The following is a 24,341-nucleotide window of genomic DNA, read 5'->3' as shown; positions in this document are numbered from 1 at the left end:
CGCCGACCCTCATCCCGGACGTTCCCCATGGCCCGCCAGACTCCCACACGCCTGTTCAGCGCCGCCCTCGTCGGGCCGGCGCTCGTCGGCGCCCTCGCCAAGCTCGACCCGCGCATCATGATCGGCAACCCGGTCATGTTCGTGGTCGAGGTGGTGGCCGCGCTCACCACCGTCCTGTTTCTCCGCGACTTGCTGACCGGCGGCGCCGACCTCGCCTTCTCCGGCCAGATCGTCCTCTGGCTCTGGTTCACCGTGCTGTTCGCCAACTTCGCCGAGGCCATCGCCGAAGGGCGCGGCAAGGCCCAGGCCGACAGCCTGCGGCGCACTCGCACCGAGACCATGGCCAAGCGCCTGGAGGGTGCCGGCCGGGAGTTCGAGACCGTCCCCGGCAACGACCTCAAGGTCGGCGACGTGGTTCTGGTCGAGGCCGGCGACATCATCCCGTCCGACGGCGAGGTGATCCAGGGCGTCGCTTCGGTCAACGAGGCCGCCATCACCGGAGAATCCGCTCCGGTGATCCGGGAATCCGGCGGCGACCGCTCGGCGGTGACCGGCGGCACCCAGGTGCTCTCCGACGAGATCCGGGTGCGGATCACGGCGGCCGCCGGCTCGACCTTCGTCGACCGCATGATCGCGCTGGTCGAGGGCGCCTCCCGGCAGAAGACCCCGAACGAGATCGCCCTCAACATCCTGCTCGCCGGCCTCACCATCGTCTTCGTCTTCGCGGTGGCGTCGATCCCGAGCTTCGCTTCCTATGCCGGCGGCTCCATCTCGCTCATCGTGCTGGTGGCCCTGTTCGTCACCCTGATCCCCACCACCATCGGCGCGCTGCTGTCGGCCATCGGTATCGCCGGCATGGATCGGCTGGTGCGTTTCAACGTGCTGGCCATGTCGGGTCGGGCCGTCGAGGCGGCGGGCGACATCGACACCCTGCTGCTCGACAAGACCGGCACCATCACGCTGGGCAACCGCCAGGCCACCGAGTTCCGGCCCTTGAACGGCGTCTCCGAGCAGGATTTGGCCGACGCCGCCCAACTGGCCTCGCTGGCCGACGAGACCCCCGAGGGTCGCTCCATCGTCGTGCTGGCCAAGGACCGATACGGCATTCGCGCCCGCGACATGGCGAGCCTGAACGCGACCTTCGTGCCGTTCACCGCCCAGACCCGGATGAGCGGCGTCGACCTCGACGGTTCCTCCATCCGCAAGGGCGCGGTCGATTCCATCATTGCGTCCGTGAGCAAGCAGCCGATGGCCACGCGTGGATCGAGCGCGGCCCTGGCCTACAGCCCCGGTGTCGCCGATGAGACCGTGCGCGAGATCCAGGCCATCGCCGAGGATGTCGCCAAGGCCGGCGGCACGCCCCTGGCGGTCAGCCGCGACGGCCGTTTGCTCGGCGTCGTCTACCTCAAGGACATCGTGAAGGGCGGTATCCGCGAGCGCTTTGCCGAGCTTCGCCGGATGGGCATCCGCACCGTGATGATCACCGGCGACAACCCCATGACCGCAGCCGCCATCGCCGCCGAGGCCGGCGTCGACGACTTCCTCGCCCAGGCCACCCCGGAGGACAAGCTGGCGCTGATCCGCAAGGAGCAGGCGCAGGGCAAGCTCGTCGCCATGTGCGGCGACGGTACCAACGACGCGCCGGCGCTCGCCCAGGCGGATGTGGGAGTCGCCATGAACACCGGCACGGTGGCGGCCCGCGAGGCCGGCAACATGGTCGACCTCGACAGCGACCCGACCAAGCTCATCGAGATCGTCGGCATCGGCAAGCAGCTCCTGATGACCCGCGGCGCCCTGACGACGTTTTCCATCGCCAACGACGTGGCCAAGTATTTCGCCATCATCCCGGCGATGTTCCTGGGTCTCTATCCCCAGCTCCAGGCACTCAACGTCATGGGGCTGGCCTCGTCGCAGAGTGCGATCCTCTCGGCCGTCGTCTTCAATGCGCTCATCATCGTCGTGCTGATCCCGCTGGCCCTGCGCGGCGTGGCCTACCGGGCGGTCGGGGCCGGGGCGCTGCTGCGCCGGAACCTCCTGATCTACGGGCTCGGCGGCATCCTGGTGCCCTTCATCGGCATCAAGGCCATCGATCTGGCCGTCACCGCCCTGCACCTCGTCTGATTCGCTTCGAACCGTCCCGCGAAAGAGTACCCGCCATGTCGAACCCGCTTCGCCCCGCCCTCGTCCTGCTGATCGCGCTGACGGCCATCACCGGGCTCGGCTATCCCCTCGCGATGACCGGCCTCGCCGGGGCCATCTTCCCGGCCGAGGCCGCGGGCAGCCTCGTCGAACGGGACGGCCGGTCCGTCGGCTCCGGCCTGATCGGCCAGTCCTTCACCAGCGACCGCTACTTCCAGGGCCGGCCCTCGGCCACCACCGCCGCCGACCCGTCCGATGCGACCAGAACCATACCCTCGCCCTACAACGCCGCGAGCTCCTCGGGCTCCAACCTCGGCCCCACCAGCGCCGCGCTCGCGGAGCGGGTGACGGGCGACCTCGCCGCGCGCCGATCCGAGAACCCGGGTCGTCCCGTCCCGGTCGACCTCGTCACGACGAGCGGGTCGGGCCTCGACCCCGACGTCTCGCCCGACGCCGCCCTGTTCCAGGTGCCCCGCGTCGCCAAGGCGCGTAACCTCGCCGAGGATCGGGTGCGCGGCCTCGTCGCGTCCCGGGTCCAGGGCCGGCTCCTGGGCGTCCTCGGCGAGCCACGGGTGAACGTGCTCGCCCTCAACCTCGCCCTCGACGAGCTGGAACGGAAGTAACCGCGCCGAATGAACCGCCCGCCGACCCCGCTCCCGCCGCGCGAGCCCGCCCGGCCGTCCCCCGACGCGCTGCTGGCGGCCGCGCGCCGGGAGGAGGGCGGGCGCGGCCGCCTCAAGATCTTCCTCGGGGCGGCCCCGGGGGTCGGCAAGACCTACGAGATGCTCACCATCGGTCGTGCCAGGCTCAAGGCGGGCACCGACGTCGTCGTCGGCGTGGTCGAGACCCATGGCCGGCCCGAGACCGCGGCCCTGGTCGACGGTTTCGAGATCGTGCCCCGCCGGGCGGTGCCGTATCACGCCGCGGTCCTCGAGGAGATGGATCTCGACGCGCTGCTCGCGCGCCGACCCGGCCTCGCCCTCGTCGACGAACTCGCCCACACCAACGCACCGGGCTCGCGCCATCCCAAGCGCTACCAGGACGTGGAGGAACTGCTCGACGCCGGCATCGACGTCTTCACCACCCTCAACATCCAGCACGTGGAAAGCCTCAACGACGTCGTCGCGCAGATCACCCGCATCCGGGTGCGCGAGACCGTTCCCGACGGCATCCTCGACCGGGCCGAGGACATCGAGGTGGTGGACCTCAACCCCGACGACCTGATCCAGCGCCTGCGCGACGGCAAGGTCTACGTGAAGGGCAACGCCGAGCGCGCCCTCAGGCACTACTTCTCGCGCGGCAACCTGACCGCCCTTCGTGAACTGGCGCTGCGCCGGACCGCCGACCGGGTTGACGACGAACTCCTGAGCCACATGCGGGCCAACGCCATCGCGGGCCCGTGGGGCGCCGGCGAACGGGTGCTGGTCTGCGTCAGCGAGGACCCGCGCTCGGCCGGCCTCGTGCGTCACGCCAAGCGCCTGGCCGACCGCCTGCACGCGCCCTGGACCGCCATCACCATCGAAGGCCCGCGAAGCCTCTCCCTCGACGAGGCCGCGCGCGACCGCATCGCCGACACCCTGCGCCTGGCCGACCGCCTCGGCGGCGACGCCGTGACCATTCCCGGCGGCCGGCGTATCGCCGACGACATCCTCGCCCATGCCCGCGCGACGAACGTCAACCACATCATCCTCGGCAAGGCCGAGCGCTCGGCCCTGTTCGAACTCGTCAACGGCTCGGTGGTGCACGACATCGTCCGGCGCTCGGGCGACATCAGCATCCACGTCATCGCCGGCGAGGCGGTGAGGGCCGATCCGATGCCGCCCAAGACGGTGGCCACCGCGCCCGCGCCGGCTTCCGTCGTGGCGCCCTACCTGTTCGGCCTCGCCGCGACGGCCGTGGCCCTCGCGCTCGCCCTGCTGACGCAGCCCGTCCTCGGCGTGGAGAACGCGGACCTGTTCCTCCTGACGGCGGTGGTCGCGGTCGCGGCGCGCCTCGGGCTGGGGCCTTCCCTCGTCGCGGTGGTCGCCGCCTCCCTGTCCTACAACTTCTTCTTCCTGCCTCCGGTCTATACCCTGACCATCGCGGACCCGACCAACGTGGCGGCGTTCCTGCTGTTCACCCTGGTGGCGGTCGTCGTCTCGAACCTCGCCTCGCGCTCCCGCCGCGAGGCCGTCGTCTCGCAGGGCAGGGCCCGCGCCACGGAACGGCTCTACGGCTTCAGCCGCACGCTCGCCGGCTGTGCCACCCTCGACGACGTGCTGTGGGCGACCTCGGCGCAGATCGCGGCCATGCTGAGGGTTAGCGTGGTCGTGCTGTTGCCCGAGGACGGAACGGTCTCGGTCAAGGCCGGCTTCCCGCCCGAGGACCGCCTCGAGGCGGCCGACCTCGGCGCGGCGACCTGGGCCTTCGACAACGAGAGGCCGGCCGGGCGCGGCGCCGACACCCTGCCCGGCGCCAGGCGCCTGTTCCTGCCGATGCGAACCGGCCGCGGCATCGTCGGTGTCGTCGGTCTCGACACGGACGGCACCGGCCCCATCCTCTCGCCCGAAAGCCGGCGCCTGTTCGATGCCCTGGCCGACATGGCGGCGCTCGCCATCGAGCGGGTCCGCCTGGTGGAAGAGCTCGACCGGGCCGAACGCGCCGCCGAGACCGACCGCCTGGCCCAGGCCCTGCTCACCTCGATCTCCCACGACCTGCGCACGCCGCTGGCCTCCGTGCTGGGGGCGGCCACCACCCTGCGCGACCTCGAAGGGGCCCTGTCCCCGGACGCCAAGGGCGAGCTCGTGACGACCATCGTCGCGGAGTCCGAGCGGTTGAACCGCTTCATCGCCAACCTCCTCGACATGACCCGGCTCGAAGCGGGCGCGGTGGCGGCGACCCTCACCCCGCAGGACGTGGCCGAGATCGTCGACACGGCCATCCGCCGGCTCGGTACGGTCCTGTCGCGCCATCGCGTCGTGGTCGCCGTGCCCGCGGCGCTGCCGGCCCTGCGCCTCGACCCGGTGCTGTTCGAGCAGGTGCTCGTCAACCTCCTCGACAACGCCGCCAAATACGCGCCGGACGGATCGGTCGTGACGGTCGAAGGGGCGGTTCATCGCGGTGCGGTCCGCCTGCGCGTCCTCGACGAGGGCGGTGGCCTGCCGCAAGCCGAGCTGGAACGGGTGTTCGACAAGTTCTATCGTGCCGCCAAGGGCGACAGCGTCCGGGCCGGGACGGGGCTCGGCCTCGCCATCGCGCGCGGTTTCGTCGAGGCGATGGGCGGGACGCTGACGGCCGGCAACCGCCGCGACCGCAGCGGCGCGGTCTTCACCATCCACCTGCCCATTCCCGCGGCGGGGAACGGTCGATCGGGGATCGCAGGATGAGCATAACCATCCTCGTCGTCGACGACGAGCCGCCGATCCGCAAGCTCCTGCGCATGGGCCTGGCCACGCAGGGCTACGCCGTCGTCGAGGCGCCCGACGCGCGCACCGCCCTCGCCATGCTGGCCAGGGAGGCGGTCGACCTGATCATCCTCGACCTCGGGCTGCCCGACATGCGCGGGCACGACCTGCTGCGCGTCGTCCGGGCGGATTTTCGCGACCTGCCGGTGGTGGTGCTCTCCAGCCGCGACGACGAGCCGGGCAAGGTCGAGGCCCTCGATCTCGGTGCCGACGACTACGTGACCAAGCCCTTCGGCATGGGCGAACTGCTGGCGCGCATCCGTGCCGCCCTGCGCCACCAGCTCGCCGTCCAGGGCGAGCGGGCCCTGTTCGAGGTCGACGGCCTCAGCGTCGACATCGTGCGCCGCATCGTCCGGGTCCGCGGCGCCGAGGTGAAGCTGACGCCGCGGGAGTACGACTTCCTGCGCGTGCTGGTCCAGCATGCCGGCAAGGTGCTCACGCACGCCCAGCTCATGACCGCGGTCTCGACCTCGTCCGATCCGCAATACCTGCGGGTCTACATGCGCCAGCTCCGCCTCAAGCTGGAAGCCGATCCCGAGCGTCCGCGCATCCTCCTGACGGAGACCGGCGTCGGCTACCGGCTGCGCGCGCCGGACGACGAAGGGCGGCCCTGACCGCCGCGATCTTCCTCGAAGACGGCCGTAGCCTCCCGGTCGCGATCGACAGAACGCCGTTGCATCGCGGCCGTGCCGGCGCGGCACATCGCCGACGACACGGCGGCCGGCCGATCCCGTCGGCCGTTCGGGACGCCTCGTCGAGGCCGCCGCCCGGCGACAGGCTCGCGGCGACGGGGCACCGGACGCGGCATCGCAGGTGCCCGGGCTTCGGCGGGGGCGCCCGGTGTCCTCACGGGTGGGCGTGGATCGGGTCGACCCAATGGACGGTCTCTGGCCGTTCGACGGGTTCGACGTCGGTGATGTTGACCACCACCGCTTCGTTGTCGGAGCGCACCAGGACGCAGTGAAGCGGCTGGTCCGGGTCGGCGTTGATCTCCTGATGCGGCACGTAAGGGGGCACGAAGATGAAGTCGCCGGGTCCCGCCTCGGCGACGTATTCGAGCCTGTCGCCCCAGCGCATCCGGGCGCGGCCCGAAATGACGTAGATCACGCTCTCCAGCGCACCGTGGTGGTGGACGCCGGTCTTGGCGTCGGGAGCGATCGCCACCGTGCCGGCCCAGATCTTCTGGGCGCCGACGCGTGCGTGATTGATGGCGGCCTGGCGGAACATGCCCGGCGTCTGGGCGGTGTTGGAATCGAGGCTGTCGCCGGGAATGACGCGAACGCCGTCGTGCTTCCAGCGTTCGCGGGCCTCGCCGCCCGTCTCCGATCCGTGGTCGTGCGCGTGGTCGTGGGGATGCGTCGTCTCGTCGTGCATCGGCGGCCTCCTGCGAGTGTCGGCTCATCGTAGCGCAGCGCCCGCTTCGACGCTCGTATCGTGAATGGCCCCGGTCCGCGGCATGCGCCTGCGGGACGTCGCGGGTCGGTCCCTTCGGGCATCGCCACCGGCGACGAGTGCTCGCGGAACGAGACCCGCTCGATGACGGAGATGGCTGCCCACCTGGGTCGGGACGGGCGACGTCGCGGTCTTCTCCGCATCGGGACCGCTTCGCGAGGTGCGATCTCCCAAGGGAGGGAACTTTGGAAGCACATTCCGACAAGGAAGAGGTAAATCTTTGACGTCGCCGAGCAACGGCGGTCCCGACCCGAGGTGAACGACAATGAAGGCGATACCAGACTCGTTCTTTCAGCGGCCAGAACCCTGTCGCCTTTCGAGGTGCGAGCAGGACGGATTTGGCACAGGATCGGATGGAGGCCACGGCCATGAGAGACGACGACAGGCGGAGTGACACGGCGCGCCCGCGACTCCTTGCGGCGGCGCTGCCGGGCCGGGAGAAGCACCGTATCCCGCGCCTCTACGGGCTTGCGGCCTCCGCCGCGGCCCTTGAGGACGGCTTTACGCCCGACGAAATCGGACAGGTCCTTGCCGGCCGCAGGATCGTCGATGCCTTTCCCGTCCTGGGCAACGAGAGCGTCGCCACCTACGCCCACCGCGCCGTCTGCGAGATGATGACGGCCTATGTCGCCCAGGACATCCCTGCCCAGAATATCCCTGCCCAGGGTATCGCGGCCTGAGATCCGGCGACCCGGCACCGCGGTCGGGACATCGTGCGGCTCGATTGGCCGCCGTCGGGTCTGTCGCCGTCCGGGTGCCCCACCGCGATCGCGGACACCCGTCGCGGAACACGCTCGGGTGGCCGCATCGCGGTCGAGCCGGATCAGTCCTTGCTCACCGACATGAGCAGCCGTTCCGTCTTGGCGTCCTCGATCCGGTTGACCATGCGCCGGCCCTCGTGGACGTCGCGGATGGTCTTGGTGGCGGTGATGCAGGACTGGACCAGCATGACCACGCCCATGGTCAGGTAGCCCTTCACCCAGATGTCCATCGGCATGAACAGGATGCCGAGGGCGACCATGACGAGGGAGCCCAGGAACGAGGCGTAGGTGAAGGCGACCCAGGCGCCGGAATGCTGCGTGGTTTCGTTGTTCATGATCGATCTCCTGAAGCGTGACGAGGGAGGGGAATGGTGCCTGGGTGGGGTCGTTCAGGCGCCGGCCGGCTGCATGGTCGCCTTCTGGCGAAGGCGTTCGAGGACGTCTCCTGCCCGCGGCCGGCTCGCGGCTCCAAAGCCCTCGCGGGCGAGTTTTTCGGCGATGTCCTGGCCCGGTTCGACCTCGGCCCGCGCCTCGTCGAGGTCCGCGGCCTCGACCTGGTTGCGACGCAGGCGCTGGAGCGTCGCCTCCGCCTCGCGCAGGGTGGCGCGGTCGCTGCCGGCGGCGCTGGCGCCCAGGCGCCGGACGGCTTCGGCGGCAGCCGCGATGCGGCGCCCACGCTCCAGATCCGCCTGACGCCGGGTGGCGTCGGCCACGAGATGGCGCAGGCGACCGATCTCGGTGCCGAACCGCAACCGTGCCGCGGCAATGGCCGCGATCTCGCCTTCCAGGTCCGCGATGGTGTCGGCCGCTTCCGCCGCCAAATCTTCGCGACCGCCGCTCAGGGCCGCGACGGCCCGCGTCTCCAGGTCGTCGATCCTGGCGGCGACCTCCTCGCGCCGCCGTGCCTCGGCCCGGTCGCCCGCCAGGGCTGTGGCCAACGCCAGCTTGCTGCGCTCGAGGGACACCCGCGTTTCCCGGATCTGCTGATCGAGGACCAGCAGGGCATGACGATCGAACAGATCCTCTTCGGCCTGGGCGGCGGTGCCGCGGGCGAGAATCCTGAAAAGCTTGAACATGGATGACCTCCGGACCCGTGAAGCGTGTTCACGGTTCTCATATGAGGTCTTTTGAACGGTGTGTAAGTGTGTTTCTGCACGCCGTTCAAAATAAAGGCGCTCGTCGGCCCGACATGCCGGGACGTCGGCTCCCACTGGCCGAGCGCCGAAACTTGTGCCAAGAGGCGAGCGTTGCGGGCGTGGTGGAACTGGTAGACGCGCCGGACTCAAAATCCGGTTCCGCAAGGAGTGTCGGTTCGATTCCGACCGCCCGCACCATTTTTTCCCCGAGACGCCTTCTTCCCCGAGACGACGACACAGGCGGCTGGGCGAGCGTGGCCGTCCGGATATCGCCGTACCGCTAAGCGCGCGCCAGCTCCAGATAGAGGTCGCGCAGGCGCCGCGCGCGGGGGCCGGGTTCGCCGGTGCCGACCGGCCGTCCGTCGATGGCGACGACCGGCATCACGAAGGCCGAGGCGCTGGTGTAGAACGCCTCGTCGGCGGCGACGGCCTCCTCGACGGTGAAGAGGCGCTCCTCGACGCGCAGGCCTTCGTCGCCGGCCAGCCGCATCACCGCGAGGCGGGTGATGCCGGGCAGCAGGGCCGTCGAAAGCGGACGCGTGACGATCGCGTCGCCGGCCACCATGAAGGCCGTGGAGGAGGAGCCTTCGGTCACGAAGCCGTCCTCCACCATCCAGGCCTCGGCGACGCCGGCCTTGGCCGCCTCCTGCTTGGCCAGCACCTGGGCGAGCAGGGCGACCGACTTGATGTCGCGCCGCTTCCAGCGGATGTCGGGCACGGTGACGACCTTGGCGCCGCGCTCGGCCAGGGGGTTCGCGGCCACGGTCTTGGCCTGGGTGAACATCATGACGGTGGGCGGCGTCTCGGCGGGCGGGAACGCGAAATCGCGCTCGAACGCCCCGCGCGTCACCTGCATGTAGACGAGGCCCTCCGTGAGCCCGTTGTGCCGTACCAGCTCCTCCTGGAGGCCGACCCAGCCCTCGATCGTGTGCGGATTGCGGATGCCGATCTCGCCGAGCGACCGGTCGAGGCGGGCGAGATGGGCCGCGTTGTCGACGAGCCGGCCGTCCAGCACCGCCGAGACCTCGTAGATCCCGTCGGCGAACAGGAAGCCGCGATCCATCACCGAGACCTTGGCCTCGTCGAAGGGCAGGAACGCGCCGTTGAGATAGACGATGCGGGCTTCAGACACGTCGTGGTTCCTCGCGCGAACGGGTGCCGGTTATAGGGCCGAAAGCAGGATTCGTGCGCCCTCAGGGGGCGCCGAACACCCGCTCGAAGATCGTGTCCACATGCTTGAAATGGTAGCCGAGGTCGAAGCAATCCTCGATCTCGGCGGGGCCGAGGACGGCGGTCACCTCGGCGTCGGCCTTGAGCAGCGCCAGGAACTCGCCTTCGCCGCGCCAGACCGGCATCGCGTTGCGCTGGACGAGGCGGTAGGACTCCTCGCGCGAGAGGCCGCCCTGGGTCAGGGCCAGCAGCACGCGCTGCGAATGGACGAGGCCGCCGAGCTTGTCGAGGTTGCGCTGCATCTGCTCGGGATAGATCAGGAGCTTGTCGATCACGCCGGTCAGGCGGGCCAGGGCGAAGTCGAGGGTCACCGTCGCATCCGGCCCGATCATGCGCTCCACGGAGGAATGCGAGATGTCGCGCTCGTGCCAGAGCGCCACGTTCTCCATGGCCGGCAGGGCGAACGAGCGCACCATGCGGGCGAGCCCGGTCAGGTTCTCGGTGAGCACCGGGTTGCGCTTGTGCGGCATCGCCGAGGAGCCCTTCTGGCCCTCGGAGAAGAACTCCTCCGCCTCCAGCACCTCCGTGCGCTGCAGGTGGCGCACCTCGATCGACAGCCGCTCCACCGAACTCGCCACCACGCCCAGCGTCGCGAAGAACATCGCGTGGCGGTCGCGCGGGATCACCTGGGTCGAGACCGGCTCCGGGGTCAGCCCCATCGCCTGCGCCACATAGACTTCCACGCGCGGATCGATGTTGGCGAAGGTGCCGACGGCGCCCGAGATCGCGCAGGTGGCCACTTCTTCGCGTGCCGCCACGAGCCTGGCCCGGGCCCGCGCGAACTCGGCGTAGGCCTGGGCGAGCTTGAGGCCGAAGGTGACCGGCTCGGCGTGGATGCCGTGCGAGCGCCCGATGGTCGGGGTCAGCTTGTGCTCGTAGGCGCGGCGCTTGAGCGCCGCCAGCAGGGCGTCCACGTCGGCGATCAGGATGTCGGCGGCCCGCACGAGCTGCACGTTGAGGCAGGTGTCGAGCACGTCCGACGAGGTCATGCCCTGGTGGACGAAGCGCGCCTCCGGGCCGACGATCTCGGAGAGATGGGTGAGGAAGGCGATGACGTCGTGCTTGGTCACCGCCTCGATCGCGTCGATGCGCGCGACGTCGAACACCGCGTCGCGGCCCTTCTCCCAGATGACGTCCGCCGCCGCCTTGGGAACGACGCCGATCTCGGCCAGCGCCGAGGTCGCATGCGCCTCGATCTCGAACCAGATCCTGAAGCGGGTCTCGGGCGACCAGATCGCCGTCATCTCGGGGCGGCTGTAGCGGGGGATCATTGAAGACGGCTCCTGCGGACGGACCGCGATGGTCGCCGGATCGGCCTCCGGACTGATGACGGGATCGCTAGGTGATGAGGGTGCGGAAGGCAAGACGGGTCCGGCCTTGCAGAGGCCCTCTCCGGTTCCGAAGCGGGCGGTTTCGGTGGGCTGGTCATGGCCTGATCAGTGACGGCCCGATTAAGATTAATTTTGATCAGAAATTGCATGACTAACTTGAACGGATTAGCCTCTCTTCATCGGACATCGACAACTTATCGAGGGGGAGCGGACCATGAGCACACCGTCCAAGATCGAAGACGCCACGCACGATTCCGTCGTCGCGTTCCTCATCGAGACCCTGCAGCCCTACCGTACGGAAGCGGGCGAGCCGCTTTCCGCTGCCACCACGATCGAGGCGGTGGGCATCGATTCCTTCGACTTCGTCGAGATCCTGTTCAAGATCGAGGACCATTACGGCATCGACCTCGATTTCAACGCCAACCTGAAGTTCACCGACCTGAAGACCATCGGCGACCTGGCCGGTGAGATCGCCAGCTTCAAGACCCGGAAGATCGCCGCGTGACCACGGTCGTCGTCTCGGGCGTCGGGGTCGTCGCCCCCAACGGCCTTTGCGCCGAGACGTTCTGGGCGAGCCTGGTGGCCGCCGCGCCGGTGCTCGGCGAGGCCGTCGGGCTGCCGGGATCGGGGGTGACGGTGGCGCAGATTACCGACGCCGCGATCCTGAAGGACCCCGGCATCGCGACTTCCGCCTGCGACCGCAGCGCCCTCTTCGCCCTGGCGGCCACCCGCCAGGCCATGGCCGACGCCGGGTTGGCGGACGGCCTGCCCGATCCGACGCGGGCCGCGGTCATCCTCGGCAACGGGGCCGGCGGTCAGTGCAGCATGGACGACCAATACGTCCGGCTCTACGGCCAGAACAACAAGCGGCTGCATCCGATGACCGTGGCGAAAGCCATGGTGAGTTCGTCGGCGAGCTGGGTCTCCATCGCCACGGGCGCGCGCGGTCCATGCTTCGTCACGTCGAGCGCCTGCGCTTCGGCGACCCACGCCATCGGGCTCGCCCTGCAGTTCCTGCGCGGGGGGCTCGCCGACATCGTCATCACCGGCGGCTGCGAGGCGCCGTTGTCGGTGGGCACGATCCGGGCCTGGGAATCGATGCGGATCATGTCGAAGACCGCCTGCCGGCCGTTCGCGGCCGGGCGTGACGGTCTCATCCTCTCGGAGGGGGCCGGCATTCTGATTCTGGAGACGGCCGAACACGCCGCCCGCCGTGGCCATCGGTCCGGCATCGTGGTCGCGGGCTTCGGCTCCAACGCCGATGCGGCCGACATCGTGGCGCCCAACGTCGAGGGCATGGCCGGGGCCATGCGCCTCGCCCTGGCCGACGCCGGCCTCTCGCCGTCGGACGTGGCCTACGTCAACGCCCACGGCACCGGCACCACCGCCAACGACCGCAGCGAGACCGCCGCCATGAAGGCGGTGTTCGGCGCGGCCACCTGCCCGCCGGCCTCCTCGACGAAGGGCGTGACCGGCCACGCCCTGGGCGCGGCCGGCGCCCTCGAGGCCATCGCCACGGTGCTGGCCATGCAGCACGGCATCGCTCCGCCGACCGCCAACTTCGACGGGGTCGATCCCGATTGCGACCTCGACTACATCCCCAACCAAGCCCGAACGATGCCGATCCCGGTGGCGATGTCGAACTCCTTCGCCTTTGGCGGGCTCAACGCCTCGCTGGTCTTCACGAGCCTGTCCTGACCGGCGTCAGGATCTGGCACGCATCGCGAACAGGCGCTCGGTGAGCCCGAGAAGACTGGCCGGTTCCACCGGGTGGGCGAGACCCGTCGCGATGTCGAGTTCACGGCGGGACTGCGCCCGTGCGCCGGCGAGACGGACCGCGTCGGAGGCGGGGACGACCTCGTCCGCCTCGCCGTGCGCGATGAGCCACGGCGCCGTGACGCGCGAGGCCGACGCCAGCGCGTCGAAGCGGTCGCGCAGGAACGGGCGGGCCAGGACCGGGACGAGGTCCGACAGCCGGGCGACGGCACCGATGGTCAGGAGCCCGGCGATCGGAGCGTCTCCCGCCACCAGGACGGCGAGCGCCCCTCCGAGGGAGTGGCCGATCAGCAGGAGCGGGCGCCCCTCGGCGATGACGTGGCCCCTGGCGAGGAACGCGTCCGCATCGGCGACGAGCCCGCTTTGGGAGGGCGAGCCGGGGTTGCCGCCGTAGCCCGCGTAATCGGCGATGACGAGATCGTAGCCGACGGTGGCCAGGATCGCCGCGTCGTGGGCGCCGGTGAGGGCACTGCCGCCGTTGCCGTGGAGATAGACCACCACGGCTTTGCCCGGCCGGGAGCCCGTCGCCTGCAACCCCGTCACGGTGGTGCCGTCGGCCCGGGTCAGGGTGAGGGGCGAGAAGGCGACGCCGTCGCGGGTCACCGCCGTGATCGGGCCCGGATCGGGCTGGAACACCTGGCTGCGCAGGTAGCGGACGGCACCTTCGTAGGCCAGGGCCACCGCGAAGGTGCCCGCCGCGAACAGGGCCGCGTAACCTGCCGGACGCATCATCGCTCGCCTCGCCTCGATCCGCTGTCCGCCCAGGCTATCGGCTGGATGTCTGGACATGCGGTGCGCCGTCTGGTCGACCATCGTCGACAGTCTATCGTCCGTCGAACCTCCCCAAACTACGCCCTAGTCGTAAACAAACCGGATGGGACGGCGCGCTCCACCAATGCTTAAGGGAATTTTAGCGGCACGCTAACCATAAGGGGGCGGCGGGGCCGAGGGGCGGTCGCCTTCGATCGCGTGAACCTGAGGAGTACGGGTCCGGTGCAGTGGCGCGCAGGCGAGAAACGCGGCACCGGCCGCCGGGCGAGAGGCGGCCTCGCCGCCCTGTCCGTCGCGTGGGCGCTCGCCCCGCTCGCGCCGGTCGCGGCCCAGCAGTTGGAAGCGGCGCAGAACTTCGCCTTCGACCAAAGCTACGTGCTGCGCTCCAACAAGGCGCGCCAGGACGGAGCCGAGGCCCGCCTGCGCGGCACCATCGACGCGTTCCTCCCCAGCATCGCGCTGGTCGGCTCCAAGCCCCTCGACAGCAAGATCAAGTACCATCCCGACCTGCCGATCTTCGATGCGGGGGTCGATTCGACGCCGCGCTACCGCCCCAACCAATACGGCATCACCGTCGACCTGCCGCTGTTCGACGGTTTCCAGCGCTGGAACTCGCTGCTGTCGGCGCGGACCCTGGCGGAGGCCGGGCGCCTGATCACCCACGACGTCCGCCAACAACTGCTGTTCGAGACCGCGGCCGCCTATCTGGCGGTGATCCGCGACCGCAAGGTCCTCGGCCATCGCCAGCGCCAGCTCCAGAGCATCGAGACGATCCGGCGCGGGGTCGAGGCGCAGGTGGCGGTCAACGATGCCACCCTCACCGACAGTGCCCTGGCCGATTCCCGCGTCGCCGACGCCAGCGCCGGGGTCGAACTCGCCATCGCCGACCTCAAGGCGTCCGAGATCGATTTCACCCGCATCACCGGCATCCCCGCCACGCGGCTGTCGCCACCGCGCCTGCCGCCGCTGCCGCGCAGCGAGGCCGAGCTCGCCGACATCGTGCGCGCCGAGAGTCCGCGCCTGGCCGCGGCCCGCCTCGAGACCCAGGCGGCCGGCCAGCTCGCCGATGCGGCCAAGGGTGCGCTGCTGCCGCAGCTCTCCCTGCAATTCACCCACGGCCGGCAGACCGACATCACGCCGACCCTGCGCAGCATCCGCGAGACCACGACGCAGGTCCAGGCCAGGATCCCGCTCTACGAGCCCGGCGCCTATCCGCGGATCGCCGAGGCCTCCGCCTTCGCCCAGCAGAAGTTCTACGACACCGAGGACGCGATCCTCCGCACCGTGACCAGCGCCAGGACGGTGTTCCAGCGCCGCGCCGCCTACCAGGCGCAGGTCGCCACCCTCGCCCGGCGCGTCGCGGCCCTGCGCGGGGCGGTGCACGGTTACGAGATCGAGCGCGGCGCGGGTTTCCGGACCGTCATCGACGAGCTCAACAGCCGCTCCGAACTGGCGATCGCCGAGATCCTGCTCGCCACCGGCGAAGCCGAGCGCGACCGCCTCGCCTTCGCCCTGGCCGCCGCCATGGGGCGCCTCGGGTCGCCCGCTCCGGGACTGGTGGCGGGACCGATCGCGCTGCTCGCCCCGCCGCCCGGCGATCCGTTCACCACGGGAAGCCTCGCGCCCGCCATCACCGGCAAGCCGACGGCGCGGGACACGACGGGGAAAGGGGCCGCGCTGCCGCGACGGCCCTCGGGCGAACGCCCGGCGCTCTCGCTGCCCCCATCGATGGGTGGCCCCGTCCGCGCAGATGTCGGCAAGCCCGGTCCGGCCACGATGGCCACCGCCAAATCCGTTCCCGAAAAGCCGGCGCCCGCCAAATCCGGCGTCGTGCGTGGCGGCAGGGCAGAACCGATCGGGCTGCGCACCGACGCCCGCGACAAGGGGTAGGTAGGCCCGGCCCACCCTCGGTCCGACGTTTCATGTGAAAAAGGCCGGGCTGAGCCCGGCCTTCCCGTTGTCGTGTATGCGTCGTTAGGAACGCTGGCTTCAGCGGTTGATGCCGCCCGGACCGCCGGCGGTGCCGCCGGTGCCCGGGGGCATGCCGGTTCCGGCCGGGCCGGCGCCGGGAGGAACCATCGCCGGGTTCGTCCGGGTCGATCCGGTGGCGGTGTCGGGCAGTCCGGTGGCCGATCCGGTGCTGCGCTCCATCGCCTTCTCGCCGTTGCTCTTCACGCTGCCGGGGTTGTTGAGGTTACCCTCGGCGCTGCCGCCGCCGGCGGGCGTCTGGGCGAAGGCACCGCCGCCGAGGGCGAGGGCGAGCGAGGCGGCGAGGGCGAAAGTGGTGCTGCGCATGGTATGACTCCGAAGGATCCGAAAGCGATCTCTGCAGGGCCAACCGCGGCAGGCCGGGTTCTGTTCAATCGCGTCGGCCATGGCGGGCTCGGCGCCAGATGGGGACCGTGATCGAACCCCCTTCGAAAGGCGTTGCGATGACAGGAACCGCTCCCTCCGACGACGACATCGCCGCCGCGGTCGCCGAGGGATTCGCCGGGCAGATCGCGCACACCCGTGCCCTCGTCGGGTTCGCCTCGACCCGGGGACGCGAGCATGCGGTCCAGGCCTGGACGGCGCGGGCCTTCGCCGGGCGCGGCTACGAGGTGGCGGAACTCGCCCTCGACCCCGTGGCCATCGCCGCCCATCCCGGCGGCGCGCCCGTCACGGCTGAACATTCGGATGCGCCCATCGTGATCGGCCGGCATCGCCCGCGCCGAACGCCAGGCCGGTCCTTGATCCTCCAGGCCCATGTCGACGTGGTCCCGGCCGGGCCGGGCGATCTCTGGACGCATTCCCCGTTCGAGCCGGCGATCGTCGGCGACTGGCTCTACGGGCGCGGTGCGGCCGACATGAAGGCGGGCCACGCCGCCAACCTGTTCGCCCTCGACGCGCTGCGCCGCCTCGGCCACCAGCCGGCCGCGGAGGTGATCCTGCAATCGGTGGTCGAGGAGGAATCCACCGGCAACGGCGCCCTGATGACCCACCTGGCCGGCTACCGCGCCGAGGCGGTGCTCATCCCCGAACCCATGGACGAGCGGCTGGTGCGGGCCAACGTGGGCGTCCTCTGGTTCACGGTCGAGGTCCGGGGTCGGCCGGTCCATGTCCGCGAGATGGGGGAGGGCGCCAACGCCATCGACGCGGTCTACCGCGTGATCGCGGCCCTGCGCGGTCTCGAGGCGGCCTGGAACGCACAGAAGGACCGGCACCCGCATTTCGCGGCGCTCGCCCATCCCATCAACCTCAACCTCGGCCGGATCGAGGGGGGCGACTGGGCCTCGTCGGTCCCGGCCTGGTGCCGCGCCTCGTGCCGGATCGCCCTCTATCCGGGCATGGCGGCCGACGCGGCCGCTCGGGCGATCGAGGCGTGTGTCGCCGATGTCGCCGCCACCGATCCTTTCCTATGCCGCACGCCGCCGCGGGTGACCTTCGACGGCTTCTTCGCGCAAGGCTATGTCCTCGACGAAGGGTCGGACGCCGAAGCGGTCCTGGCCGACGCCCACCGGGCCGCCACGGGCGATGCCATGCGGAGCGTGACGATGCCCTGCTATCTCGATGCCCGCGTGCATGCCCTCTACGACCGGGTGCCGGCCCTCTGCTACGGCCCGGTCGGCGAGAACATCCACGGCTTCGACGAGCGCGTGAGCCTGTCGTCGCTGCAGCGGGTCACTACGGCGATGGCTCTGTTCATCGCGCGCTGGTGCGGGACCGAGCCGGTCGCTTTAAAGTGAATCAGGCCGCCTTCACGCCTGACAGGAAGCGTTTCACCTCTTCACCGAGGCTCTCGGAGTAGCGCGACAGCTCTCGCGCCGCGCCGAGCACCTGGGTGGCGGCCGCACTGGTGGTTCCGGCGCCGATGCGGACGTGCTCGATGTTGCTCGTCACGTTCTGGGTGCCCTGGGCGGCTTCCTGCACGTTGCGGGCGATCTCCTGGGTCGCGGCGCCCTGCTGCTCCATCGCCGCGGCGATGCCGGACGAGAAGCCGGACATGTCGGCGATGGTCTTGCCGATGCGGGCGATGTCGCTCACCACCTCGCCCGTCGCGCCCTGGATCTCGCCGATCTTCACGCGGATGTCTTCGGTGGCCCGTGCCGTCTGCCCCGCGAGTTCCTTCACCTCCGTCGCGACCACGGCGAATCCCCGTCCGGCCTCGCCGGCGCGCGCCGCCTCGATGGTGGCGTTGAGCGCCAGCAGGTTGGTTTGGCCCGCGATGGTCTGGATCATGGCGACCACGTCGGTGATGCTGTCGGCGACGACGGCGAGCCGCTGCACGGTGGCCTCCGTCCGGCGCGTATCCGCCACGGCCTGGTCCGCGTAAGTCGAGGATTGGCTCACCTGACCGACGATCTCCTGGATCGAGGCCGACATCTCCTCGCTGGCCGCGGCCACGGTCTGCACGTTGGCGGAGGTCTGCTCGGCCGCACCCGCCACCGATACCGCCTGCTGGATCGCCTGCTCGGCGGTGGCGGACATCGACTGAGCGGTGGCCTCCATCTCCGTGGCCGCACCCGCCAGGCCATCGGTCAGGACCGAGATGTCGGATTCGAAGCGCTTGGTCAGACCCTCCAGGATCTCGGCGCGGCGCATCTTGCCGGCGTTCTCGACCTCCTGCTCGGCCGCGAGGCGCCGGGCCGTCACGGCGTTGTCCTTGAACACGGCGAGGGAGCGCGCCAGCAGGCCGATCTCGTCCTTCCGTTCCACGCCCTCGACGGCAATGTCCAGATCGCCCCGGGCGAGCTGGCCCATGGCGGTGGTCATGCGGCCGATGGGGCGCGACACGCCCAGCACGACGATGGCGGCGGCGAGCCCCAGGGCGGCCGAGAGGCCGAGGCCGGCCGATACCATCAGCAGGGTGGTCGACGAGGCCGCGAGGCGCTCCGCGTCGCCGGACGCGACCTTGAGTTCCTGCTCCAGGAGCGCGGTGCGAGCTCCGATTTCCTCCCGAATCTTCGCGCGCCGCGGTGCAGCCTCTTCCTGGGCAAGCTGCATTCCGGAGCTGGCGTCACCCTTCATGCCGAGGGCGGTCGAGCGTTGGAGAACCTCGGTGTAGGATTCCAGTCTCGCCCGCAGGGTTTGGTTCGCCGTCTTTCGCTGCTCGGTGTCCGCGAGCTGGACGAGGCGATCCATGGCGTCGTAGCCCGTCTTGATGGAGGCGAGCTGCCGGGTGTAATAGCCTTGCCGCTTCGCGGAATCCGTCTCGATCAGGATGTTCCGGTTCTGGATCGTCGCTTCCGTGACTGCGATCTGGACGGTCAGGATCTGAGCCTGCCGCGCCGCCTGGACCTGCGCGATCTGGTTGGTCTGCTCCGCGAGGGTGACGAGGGCCGATCGGGCATAGGCGACGAGGCCCGCCGCCAAGAGCGCTGTGATCGCCAGGGGAAGGGCGATCTTCGTCAGCAGGCTGAGGTTACCGAAAAATTTCATTGGTCGGGCCTTCTGGAAAATCATCTGGTTCAGTTATAACAATGGCAAGTCTACCGTTAAAAATTGATTAAATCGTCTGTCTATTCAGTAAGCAGCCGTAGTTATATTATCCTTAGTACAAAATTTGAATTCAATATTATTACATGTAAAAGATCGATGCAAAGGACTATTATTTTTTAATTGATAATATAAGAATATTTATGTGAATGCAAAAATCAACATCCATATTTTTATGGATAACATAAATATGAATATAATTATATTGATTCAAGATTGAATTATAAACTTTGGTCAGAAAGAAAGGCATATACGCGGGTCGAGGTTCCGCAAAAGAAACATGGCTCGGCGTTCGAGATTGAAGGGCGGGTCGTTTTAATAAAATTCGTTATCAAATCTTCATTTAGGTTTCTTACAAAATTAAATAATCAGTTTATTTAATTGGCAATATTAAATAACGTCTTTTATTCGAAAGTATCAGAAGCAATGGCCGCTGTTGGGGTCGAGGCCTGACCCATTTGTACGAGCCACGCTTCGGTCCGCCGCGGCGATAGGCCGGGGTTCGCGTTTGCATATGCTCACCCGCTCCACTGCCGACCCGACGGCGCAGGTCGCCACTCGATGCGAGGGACAACCGATCGCCGTGATCGAGTTCCTGGGATCGAAATCCGTGGCATCAGCGTAGCCGCTGGCACATCGTGCAAAGGCGATAAAACCTTGAGGGGCATCGCTTTTATAGATCGTCATGACACCGCCGACCTGCATCGGCTCACACGAGCGCGCATCGATGTTTGCAAAAGCGCGAAGGCCTGTCGCAGATTCTTCTCTGTGACGCGATCGGGGTGACGTCGCAACGAATCCGATAGGACCGGAAAAGCAGACGGGGGGTCCGCTCGCTTCAAGCGGGCCCCGCATCATCGAGCCCGCGCGGCGCCCGAGCATGACCGCAATCGGCCTGCGAGGGCATCGGATCGACCTCGCCCCAGCCGTCCGCGCACATGAAGGAGCCTCCGTGGTGATCGCGAACCGGGAGGCCACGGACCATGCATCGCGCGCCGCGATGCGGACGGCGGTCCTACTGGTGCGGCCGGAGGGGACGTTGAGAAAACCCTGCCGGCCTCATGGCGGGAGCGGGGAGAGCCGCGGGGTCAGGGGGAGAAGGCGTCGGCGATGGGCGCGAACGCCCGCACCAGCACGGGGTCCAGGCGCTCCTCCATTGCCGTCAGGATCGCGTAGGCCTGCGCCGACGGCATCGGCGGCTTGTAGGAACGCCGTTCGATCAGCGCCCCGTAGATGTCGCAGACCGTGACGAGGCGCACCAGATCCGGAATCTCCGCCTCCTTCAGCCCATCCGGGTAGCCCGAACCGTCCAACATCTCGTGGTGCGAGCGCACCACGGTCAGCAGCTCGGTCGAAAAGCCCTGGTCGGCGAGCATGGCATGTCCCCGCGCCGGGTGGAGTCGCATCACCGCCATCTCGGCGTCGTCGAGGCGCCCTGGCTTGTTGAGGATCGCGGTTGGGACGTGGATCTTGCCGACATCGTGCACGAGCGCGGCCTTGGTCAGGCGGTGCCGGTCGAGGGCGCCGAGCCCGAGATGCGTGGCGAACGCCGCCGCGATGCCGGCGACGAGCAAGCAGTGTTGATGCGTGGCATCGTCGAAGCGGTGTATCGCCCCGATCCAGTCCCGGATGCCGGTTTCCCGGATCGCGCGCTCGATCAGCTCCGTCCCGTTGTCGATCACGGTCGGCGTGATCGGGCGATCGGCCACGAACACGTCGGTATAGAAGGCACTGACCCGTGCCGCCTGTGCGGCGACATGCGGGGCGAGCGGCCGTGGCGGTGCATCTTCCTGTACCCCGAGGGCGGACCGGATGCGCTGCACGTCGACGGGGCCCGACAGGATGTGCGTCGCGCCAAGCTTGATGGCCTGGAGGCGGGTGCGGCGGCTTTCCCGCGCCTGGATGACGATCAGCGGCCCCTTGATCGGCGACGACTCGCGTAAGGCGTGCAGGCGGACCATGGCGCCGTCGTCGAGATGAGCGACGTCGCAGATCACCGTCGCACACGGTTCCGCCGGGGCGGTATCGCCGGACAAATCGTGCATCCGGCAGTCCACCGCCGGGGCGACCTGAAGGATCAGCGCCGCGTTGCGGCCCGGATCGTCCGTGACCCAGAGGACGCGCTTCGCACGAGCGCGCGGCGCCGTGCCCTCGCCCGCAATCACGACGACGACCAGGCCGGGTTCCCGGCGATTGATGGGGCGTCCGCGAGGCTTGCGGCGCGCCCGGCCCGGTCGACCGAGCAGACGTCGTCCATGCGGATGATCTTCACTGTGAGCCCGTCGGGACGTTCGCTGTAGGCAGGCATGCCGATGCTGGCGCCCGTCTCGAAGACGTCTTGCGCCATGCTGTGCGTCTCGGCCCCATTCGGGATCCGGATCAGGACGATCCAATTCGTCTTGTTCCGAGGCGCTCGCTTTTGCCTCGTCGAGGCGTCGATATCTTCAAACAATGATTCGGTTCTGATTTATAAAAAGGGAATTGGAGAGCCTTCGAGAAAGAGGCATAGCCATCAATCGCGGCGCAATATTTATGGAGGGAGGGCCTTTATCAAATCAATGGTCAAAAGCGTCACATCCCGATCGGGATGCGGCTGGACTGTCCATGCCCCGGTGCCGAGGCCATCGGCCGGCTCGTCGCAATCGTCGAGGGTCTACGGCCCGCGAGGTCGAAAGCCCGCCCAGGTTGCGCACATCGCCGTCAGGCCTTTCCAGGCCGCAGACGCGTGTCCACACAGCCTCGGCCCGTCGCGGACGGGCCGAGGATCCGGTCAGACTTCGGTGTCCTGCGCTTTCGATCTCCGCAGGCGCGCGGGCAGTCCCATCACCCGATCCTTGGCCTCGAGGACCTTCTGGACCTTCGAGCCGAGGGTCAGGAGTTGCAGGAGGCGCTCGGTCTCGAGTTTCTGGACATCGGAGTACCATCCCGTGAGGAGTTCCAGCAGGTCGTGCATCTCCCGCAGACGGTCCTGGGCATAGCCGTCCTCGCCGGTCTGGGCGTCCTGCATCAGGTTCTCGCGCAGCATCGTCAGCGTCGGGTCGATCTCGCGCTTCTTGCGCTCCTCCGCGAGGGTGCGAACGATCTGCCAGATGTCGTCTGGGGTCGAGAAGTGGTCGCGACGGTCGCCGGGGCGGTGCTGCAGGCGCACGAGGTTCCAGGCCTGCAGTTCCTTGAGGCCCATGCTGACGTTCGAACGCGACAGCCCGAGATGGTCGACGATCTCGTCGGCGGTCAGCGGGCGCTCCGAGACGAACAACAGGGCGTAGATCTGCCCGACGGTGCGGTTGATGCCCCAGCGCGACCCCATCTCGCCGAAATGCAGCACGAAGGTCTGGACGAGGGGCGAGAGCGGCAGGGCGACTTTACGGTCTGGCACGAGACGTTCTCACGCGGCCTTGAGCCAGGTCTTGAGGATGAAACCGACGACACCGAGGGCGAGGATGCTGGCGGCCCAGATGACGGCGAACCAGGCGAGGCGCCGCCAGAGCGGCCCCGGCCCGACCGATGGCCCTGCCATCAATGGTACCCCGAGGAATCGACCTTCCCCCGGAACACCCAATAGGAATACGCGGTGTAGGTGAGGATGAGGGGAATCAGCACCGCGGCGCCCACCAGGATGAAGACCTGGCTGGCATGGGGGGCGGCCGCCTGCCAGATCGTGACCCGACCCGGCACGATGTCGGGGAAGATGCTGATGCCCAGGCCGATGAAGGACAGGAGGAACAGGCCGAGGGCGATCAGGAACGGGGCGCGGTCGGCGCCGCGTGTCAGGGTCCGGAAGAACAGGAACCCGGCCACGCCCACGAGCAGCGGCACCTGCGTGGTGAGGAGGACGTTGGGCATCGAGAACCAGCGTTCCCAATACTGACCCTCGAGGAAGGGCGTGGCCGCGCTGACGCCGCCGATCGCGACCAGGGTGGCGCCTCCGAGCCAGAGCGAAAGCGACCGGGCCCTGTCGCGCAAGGGCCCCTCGGTCCGCATCACGAGCCAGGTGGCGCCGAGCAGTGCGTAGCCGAACAGCAGCCCGATGCCGACGAGCACGGTGAACGGCGAGAGCCAGTCCCACCAGCCGCCGGCATAGGCCCGGCCCTCGACCTTGATGCCCTGGAGGAGGGCGCCGAGCGCGATGCCCTGGGACAGGGTCGCCACCACCGAGCCGCCGGTGAAGGCGATATCCCAGAACGCCCGGTGGTCGGGATCGCGCCAGCGGAACTCGAAGGCGACGCCGCGGAACACCAGCCCCAGCAGCATCGCGATGATCGGCGCGTAGAGGGCGGGCATGATGATGGCGTAGGCGAGCGGGAAAACCGCGAACAGGCCGCCACCGCCCAGGACCAGCCAGGTCTCGTTGCCGTCCCAGACGGGGGCGACGGAGTTCATGGCGGTGTCGCGCTCCGCCCCCGGCCGGAAGGCCGGGAACAGGATGCCGATGCCCAGGTCGAAGCCGTCCATCACGATGTAGGCGAACACCGCGAAGGCGATGATGAAGGCCCAGATCACCGTCAGGTCGAGGGTGTCGATCATGGTGGCGTCCTCACTCGGCCGGTTGCGGGTAAGCGTGGGCGGGGGCCGGGGTGATGCCGGCGGTGCGGGTCGGGACGTTGGCCTCGACGCCGTGCTCTCCGGGCATCGGCGGCTTGGCCATCAGGCGCAGGATGTAGAGGACGCCCATGGAGAACACCGCGAAGTAGATGACGACGAAGGCGGTGAGCGAGGCCGCGACCGCGGGCGCCGAGAGCGGAGAGGCGGAATCCGCCGTGCGCAGCAGGCCGTAGACCGTGAAGGGTTGGCGCCCGACCTCGGTGGTGATCCAGCCGGCGAGGACCG

At 69.0% G+C, this 24,341-nt stretch carries 23 protein-coding genes and 1 tRNA gene (1 of these 24 running past the window's edge); 10 read left to right on the top strand and 14 right to left on the bottom strand.

Annotated elements, in window-relative coordinates:
* Window positions 1–27: 27 nt before the first annotated feature.
* Genes kdpB through ASF39_RS08345 form a run of 4 tightly spaced genes read left to right on the top strand, consistent with a single transcriptional unit; the run spans window position 28 to window position 6,196 of the window.
* Window positions 28–2,121: a potassium-transporting ATPase subunit KdpB gene (gene kdpB, locus ASF39_RS08360; protein WP_056282751.1), complete on the top strand. Its 2,094-nt coding sequence runs from the start codon at window positions 28–30 to the stop codon at window positions 2,119–2,121.
* 35 nt (window positions 2,122–2,156) lie between these two features.
* Entirely contained in the window at window positions 2,157–2,762 is a 606-nt protein-coding gene (locus ASF39_RS08355) for a K(+)-transporting ATPase subunit C (protein ID WP_056282748.1), read from the top strand.
* 9 nt (window positions 2,763–2,771) lie between these two features.
* On the top strand, window positions 2,772–5,504 hold the full coding sequence (locus ASF39_RS08350) for a sensor histidine kinase KdpD (protein WP_056282745.1): 2,733 nt from the start codon (window positions 2,772–2,774) through the stop codon (window positions 5,502–5,504).
* A complete protein-coding gene (locus ASF39_RS08345; protein ID WP_056282742.1) occupies window positions 5,501–6,196 on the top strand; it encodes a response regulator transcription factor in 696 nt (231 codons plus the stop codon). Before ASF39_RS08350 ends, ASF39_RS08345 begins: the two co-directional genes overlap by 4 nt.
* Window positions 6,197–6,428: 232 nt before the next feature.
* Here ASF39_RS08345 and ASF39_RS08340 read toward each other — a convergent pair whose 3' ends face one another.
* Window positions 6,429–6,956 carry a cupin domain-containing protein gene (locus tag ASF39_RS08340; protein ID WP_055888045.1) on the bottom strand — a complete coding sequence of 176 codons (528 nt, stop codon included), beginning with the start codon at window positions 6,954–6,956 and terminating at the stop codon, window positions 6,429–6,431.
* 446 nt (window positions 6,957–7,402) lie between these two features.
* Here ASF39_RS08340 and ASF39_RS08335 point away from each other — a divergent pair, with 446 nt between their 5' ends.
* Entirely contained in the window at window positions 7,403–7,714 is a 312-nt protein-coding gene (locus ASF39_RS08335) for a hypothetical protein (RefSeq protein WP_056283476.1), read from the top strand.
* A gap of 143 nt (window positions 7,715–7,857) precedes the next feature.
* Here the strand turns inward: ASF39_RS08335 and ASF39_RS08330 are convergent, their stop codons facing one another.
* On the bottom strand, window positions 7,858–8,130 hold the full coding sequence (locus tag ASF39_RS08330; protein ID WP_056282738.1) for a YiaA/YiaB family inner membrane protein: 273 nt from the start codon (window positions 8,128–8,130) through the stop codon (window positions 7,858–7,860).
* A gap of 54 nt (window positions 8,131–8,184) precedes the next feature.
* Entirely contained in the window at window positions 8,185–8,871 is a 687-nt protein-coding gene (locus ASF39_RS08325) for a PspA/IM30 family protein (RefSeq protein ID WP_056282735.1), read from the bottom strand.
* Window positions 8,872–9,044: 173 nt separating this feature from the next.
* On the opposite strand from ASF39_RS08325, the gene ASF39_RS08320 reads away from it, so the two are divergent.
* Window positions 9,045–9,129 (top strand) — tRNA-Leu (locus ASF39_RS08320).
* Window positions 9,130–9,211: 82 nt separating this feature from the next.
* On the opposite strand, the gene ASF39_RS08315 is transcribed toward ASF39_RS08320, so the two are convergent.
* Together ASF39_RS08315 and purB are read right to left on the bottom strand one after the other, a co-directional pair.
* Entirely contained in the window at window positions 9,212–10,063 is an 852-nt protein-coding gene (locus tag ASF39_RS08315) for a D-amino-acid transaminase (RefSeq protein WP_056282733.1), read from the bottom strand.
* Window positions 10,064–10,124: 61 nt separating this feature from the next.
* The gene (gene purB / locus ASF39_RS08310; RefSeq protein WP_055888054.1) at window positions 10,125–11,432 is read right to left on the bottom strand and encodes an adenylosuccinate lyase; all 1,308 of its coding nucleotides are present in this window, start codon (window positions 11,430–11,432) and stop codon (window positions 10,125–10,127) included.
* Between the two features lie 274 nt (window positions 11,433–11,706).
* Here purB and ASF39_RS08305 point away from each other — a divergent pair, with 274 nt between their 5' ends.
* The gene (locus tag ASF39_RS08305) at window positions 11,707–11,997 is read left to right on the top strand and encodes an acyl carrier protein (RefSeq protein WP_055888055.1); all 291 of its coding nucleotides are present in this window, start codon (window positions 11,707–11,709) and stop codon (window positions 11,995–11,997) included.
* A complete protein-coding gene (locus tag ASF39_RS08300; protein WP_056282730.1) occupies window positions 11,994–13,190 on the top strand; it encodes a beta-ketoacyl-[acyl-carrier-protein] synthase family protein in 1,197 nt (398 codons plus the stop codon). Before ASF39_RS08305 ends, ASF39_RS08300 begins: the two co-directional genes overlap by 4 nt.
* Window positions 13,191–13,196: 6 nt before the next feature.
* Here the strand turns inward: ASF39_RS08300 and ASF39_RS08295 are convergent, their stop codons facing one another.
* Window positions 13,197–14,000: an alpha/beta fold hydrolase gene (locus ASF39_RS08295; RefSeq protein ID WP_056282727.1), complete on the bottom strand. Its 804-nt coding sequence runs from the start codon at window positions 13,998–14,000 to the stop codon at window positions 13,197–13,199.
* 261 nt (window positions 14,001–14,261) lie between these two features.
* On the opposite strand from ASF39_RS08295, the gene ASF39_RS08290 reads away from it, so the two are divergent.
* On the top strand, window positions 14,262–15,929 hold the full coding sequence (locus ASF39_RS08290; protein WP_056282724.1) for a TolC family protein: 1,668 nt from the start codon (window positions 14,262–14,264) through the stop codon (window positions 15,927–15,929).
* Window positions 15,930–16,028: 99 nt separating this feature from the next.
* On the opposite strand, the gene ASF39_RS08285 is transcribed toward ASF39_RS08290, so the two are convergent.
* The gene (locus tag ASF39_RS08285; protein ID WP_056282721.1) at window positions 16,029–16,334 is read right to left on the bottom strand and encodes a hypothetical protein; all 306 of its coding nucleotides are present in this window, start codon (window positions 16,332–16,334) and stop codon (window positions 16,029–16,031) included.
* A 137-nt stretch (window positions 16,335–16,471) separates the two neighbouring features.
* Here ASF39_RS08285 and ASF39_RS08280 point away from each other — a divergent pair, with 137 nt between their 5' ends.
* Window positions 16,472–17,764, top strand: a complete 1,293-nt coding sequence (locus ASF39_RS08280) for an ArgE/DapE family deacylase (protein WP_056282717.1) — start codon at window positions 16,472–16,474, stop codon at window positions 17,762–17,764.
* Window position 17,765: 1 nt separating this feature from the next.
* On the opposite strand, the gene ASF39_RS08275 is transcribed toward ASF39_RS08280, so the two are convergent.
* The 7 genes from ASF39_RS08275 to ASF39_RS08245 form a co-directional block, all read right to left on the bottom strand.
* Window positions 17,766–19,457 (bottom strand): HAMP domain-containing methyl-accepting chemotaxis protein, encoded by a 1,692-nt coding sequence (locus tag ASF39_RS08275; protein ID WP_056282714.1) that lies wholly within the window; start codon window positions 19,455–19,457, stop codon window positions 17,766–17,768.
* A gap of 1,145 nt (window positions 19,458–20,602) precedes the next feature.
* Window positions 20,603–21,475 (bottom strand): HD domain-containing phosphohydrolase, encoded by an 873-nt coding sequence (locus ASF39_RS08270; RefSeq protein WP_244472322.1) that lies wholly within the window; start codon window positions 21,473–21,475, stop codon window positions 20,603–20,605.
* 200 nt (window positions 21,476–21,675) lie between these two features.
* Window positions 21,676–21,861, bottom strand: coding sequence for a hypothetical protein (locus tag ASF39_RS21130; RefSeq protein ID WP_156648433.1), 186 nt, complete (start codon window positions 21,859–21,861; stop codon window positions 21,676–21,678).
* A gap of 423 nt (window positions 21,862–22,284) precedes the next feature.
* A complete protein-coding gene (locus ASF39_RS08260; protein WP_056283469.1) occupies window positions 22,285–22,869 on the bottom strand; it encodes a GbsR/MarR family transcriptional regulator in 585 nt (194 codons plus the stop codon).
* Window positions 22,870–22,899: 30 nt separating this feature from the next.
* Window positions 22,900–23,031: a DUF2474 domain-containing protein gene (locus ASF39_RS08255; protein WP_055888071.1), complete on the bottom strand. Its 132-nt coding sequence runs from the start codon at window positions 23,029–23,031 to the stop codon at window positions 22,900–22,902.
* The gene (gene cydB / locus ASF39_RS08250; RefSeq protein ID WP_055888073.1) at window positions 23,031–24,038 is read right to left on the bottom strand and encodes a cytochrome d ubiquinol oxidase subunit II; all 1,008 of its coding nucleotides are present in this window, start codon (window positions 24,036–24,038) and stop codon (window positions 23,031–23,033) included. The genes ASF39_RS08255 and cydB overlap by 1 nt, the downstream gene beginning before the upstream one ends.
* 10 nt (window positions 24,039–24,048) lie before the next feature.
* Window positions 24,049–24,341, bottom strand: the end of a protein-coding gene (locus tag ASF39_RS08245; RefSeq protein ID WP_055888075.1) for a cytochrome ubiquinol oxidase subunit I. 1,135 nt of this gene lie beyond the right edge of the window; 293 of the gene's 1,428 nt are visible here — the last part of the coding sequence; its start codon lies beyond the right edge, outside the window; its stop codon occupies window positions 24,049–24,051.

The organism is Methylobacterium sp. Leaf108 (genome assembly GCF_001423265.1).
Lineage (GTDB): Bacteria > Pseudomonadota > Alphaproteobacteria > Rhizobiales > Beijerinckiaceae > Methylobacterium.
This window is presented reverse-complemented; position numbering and strand designations above follow the sequence as displayed.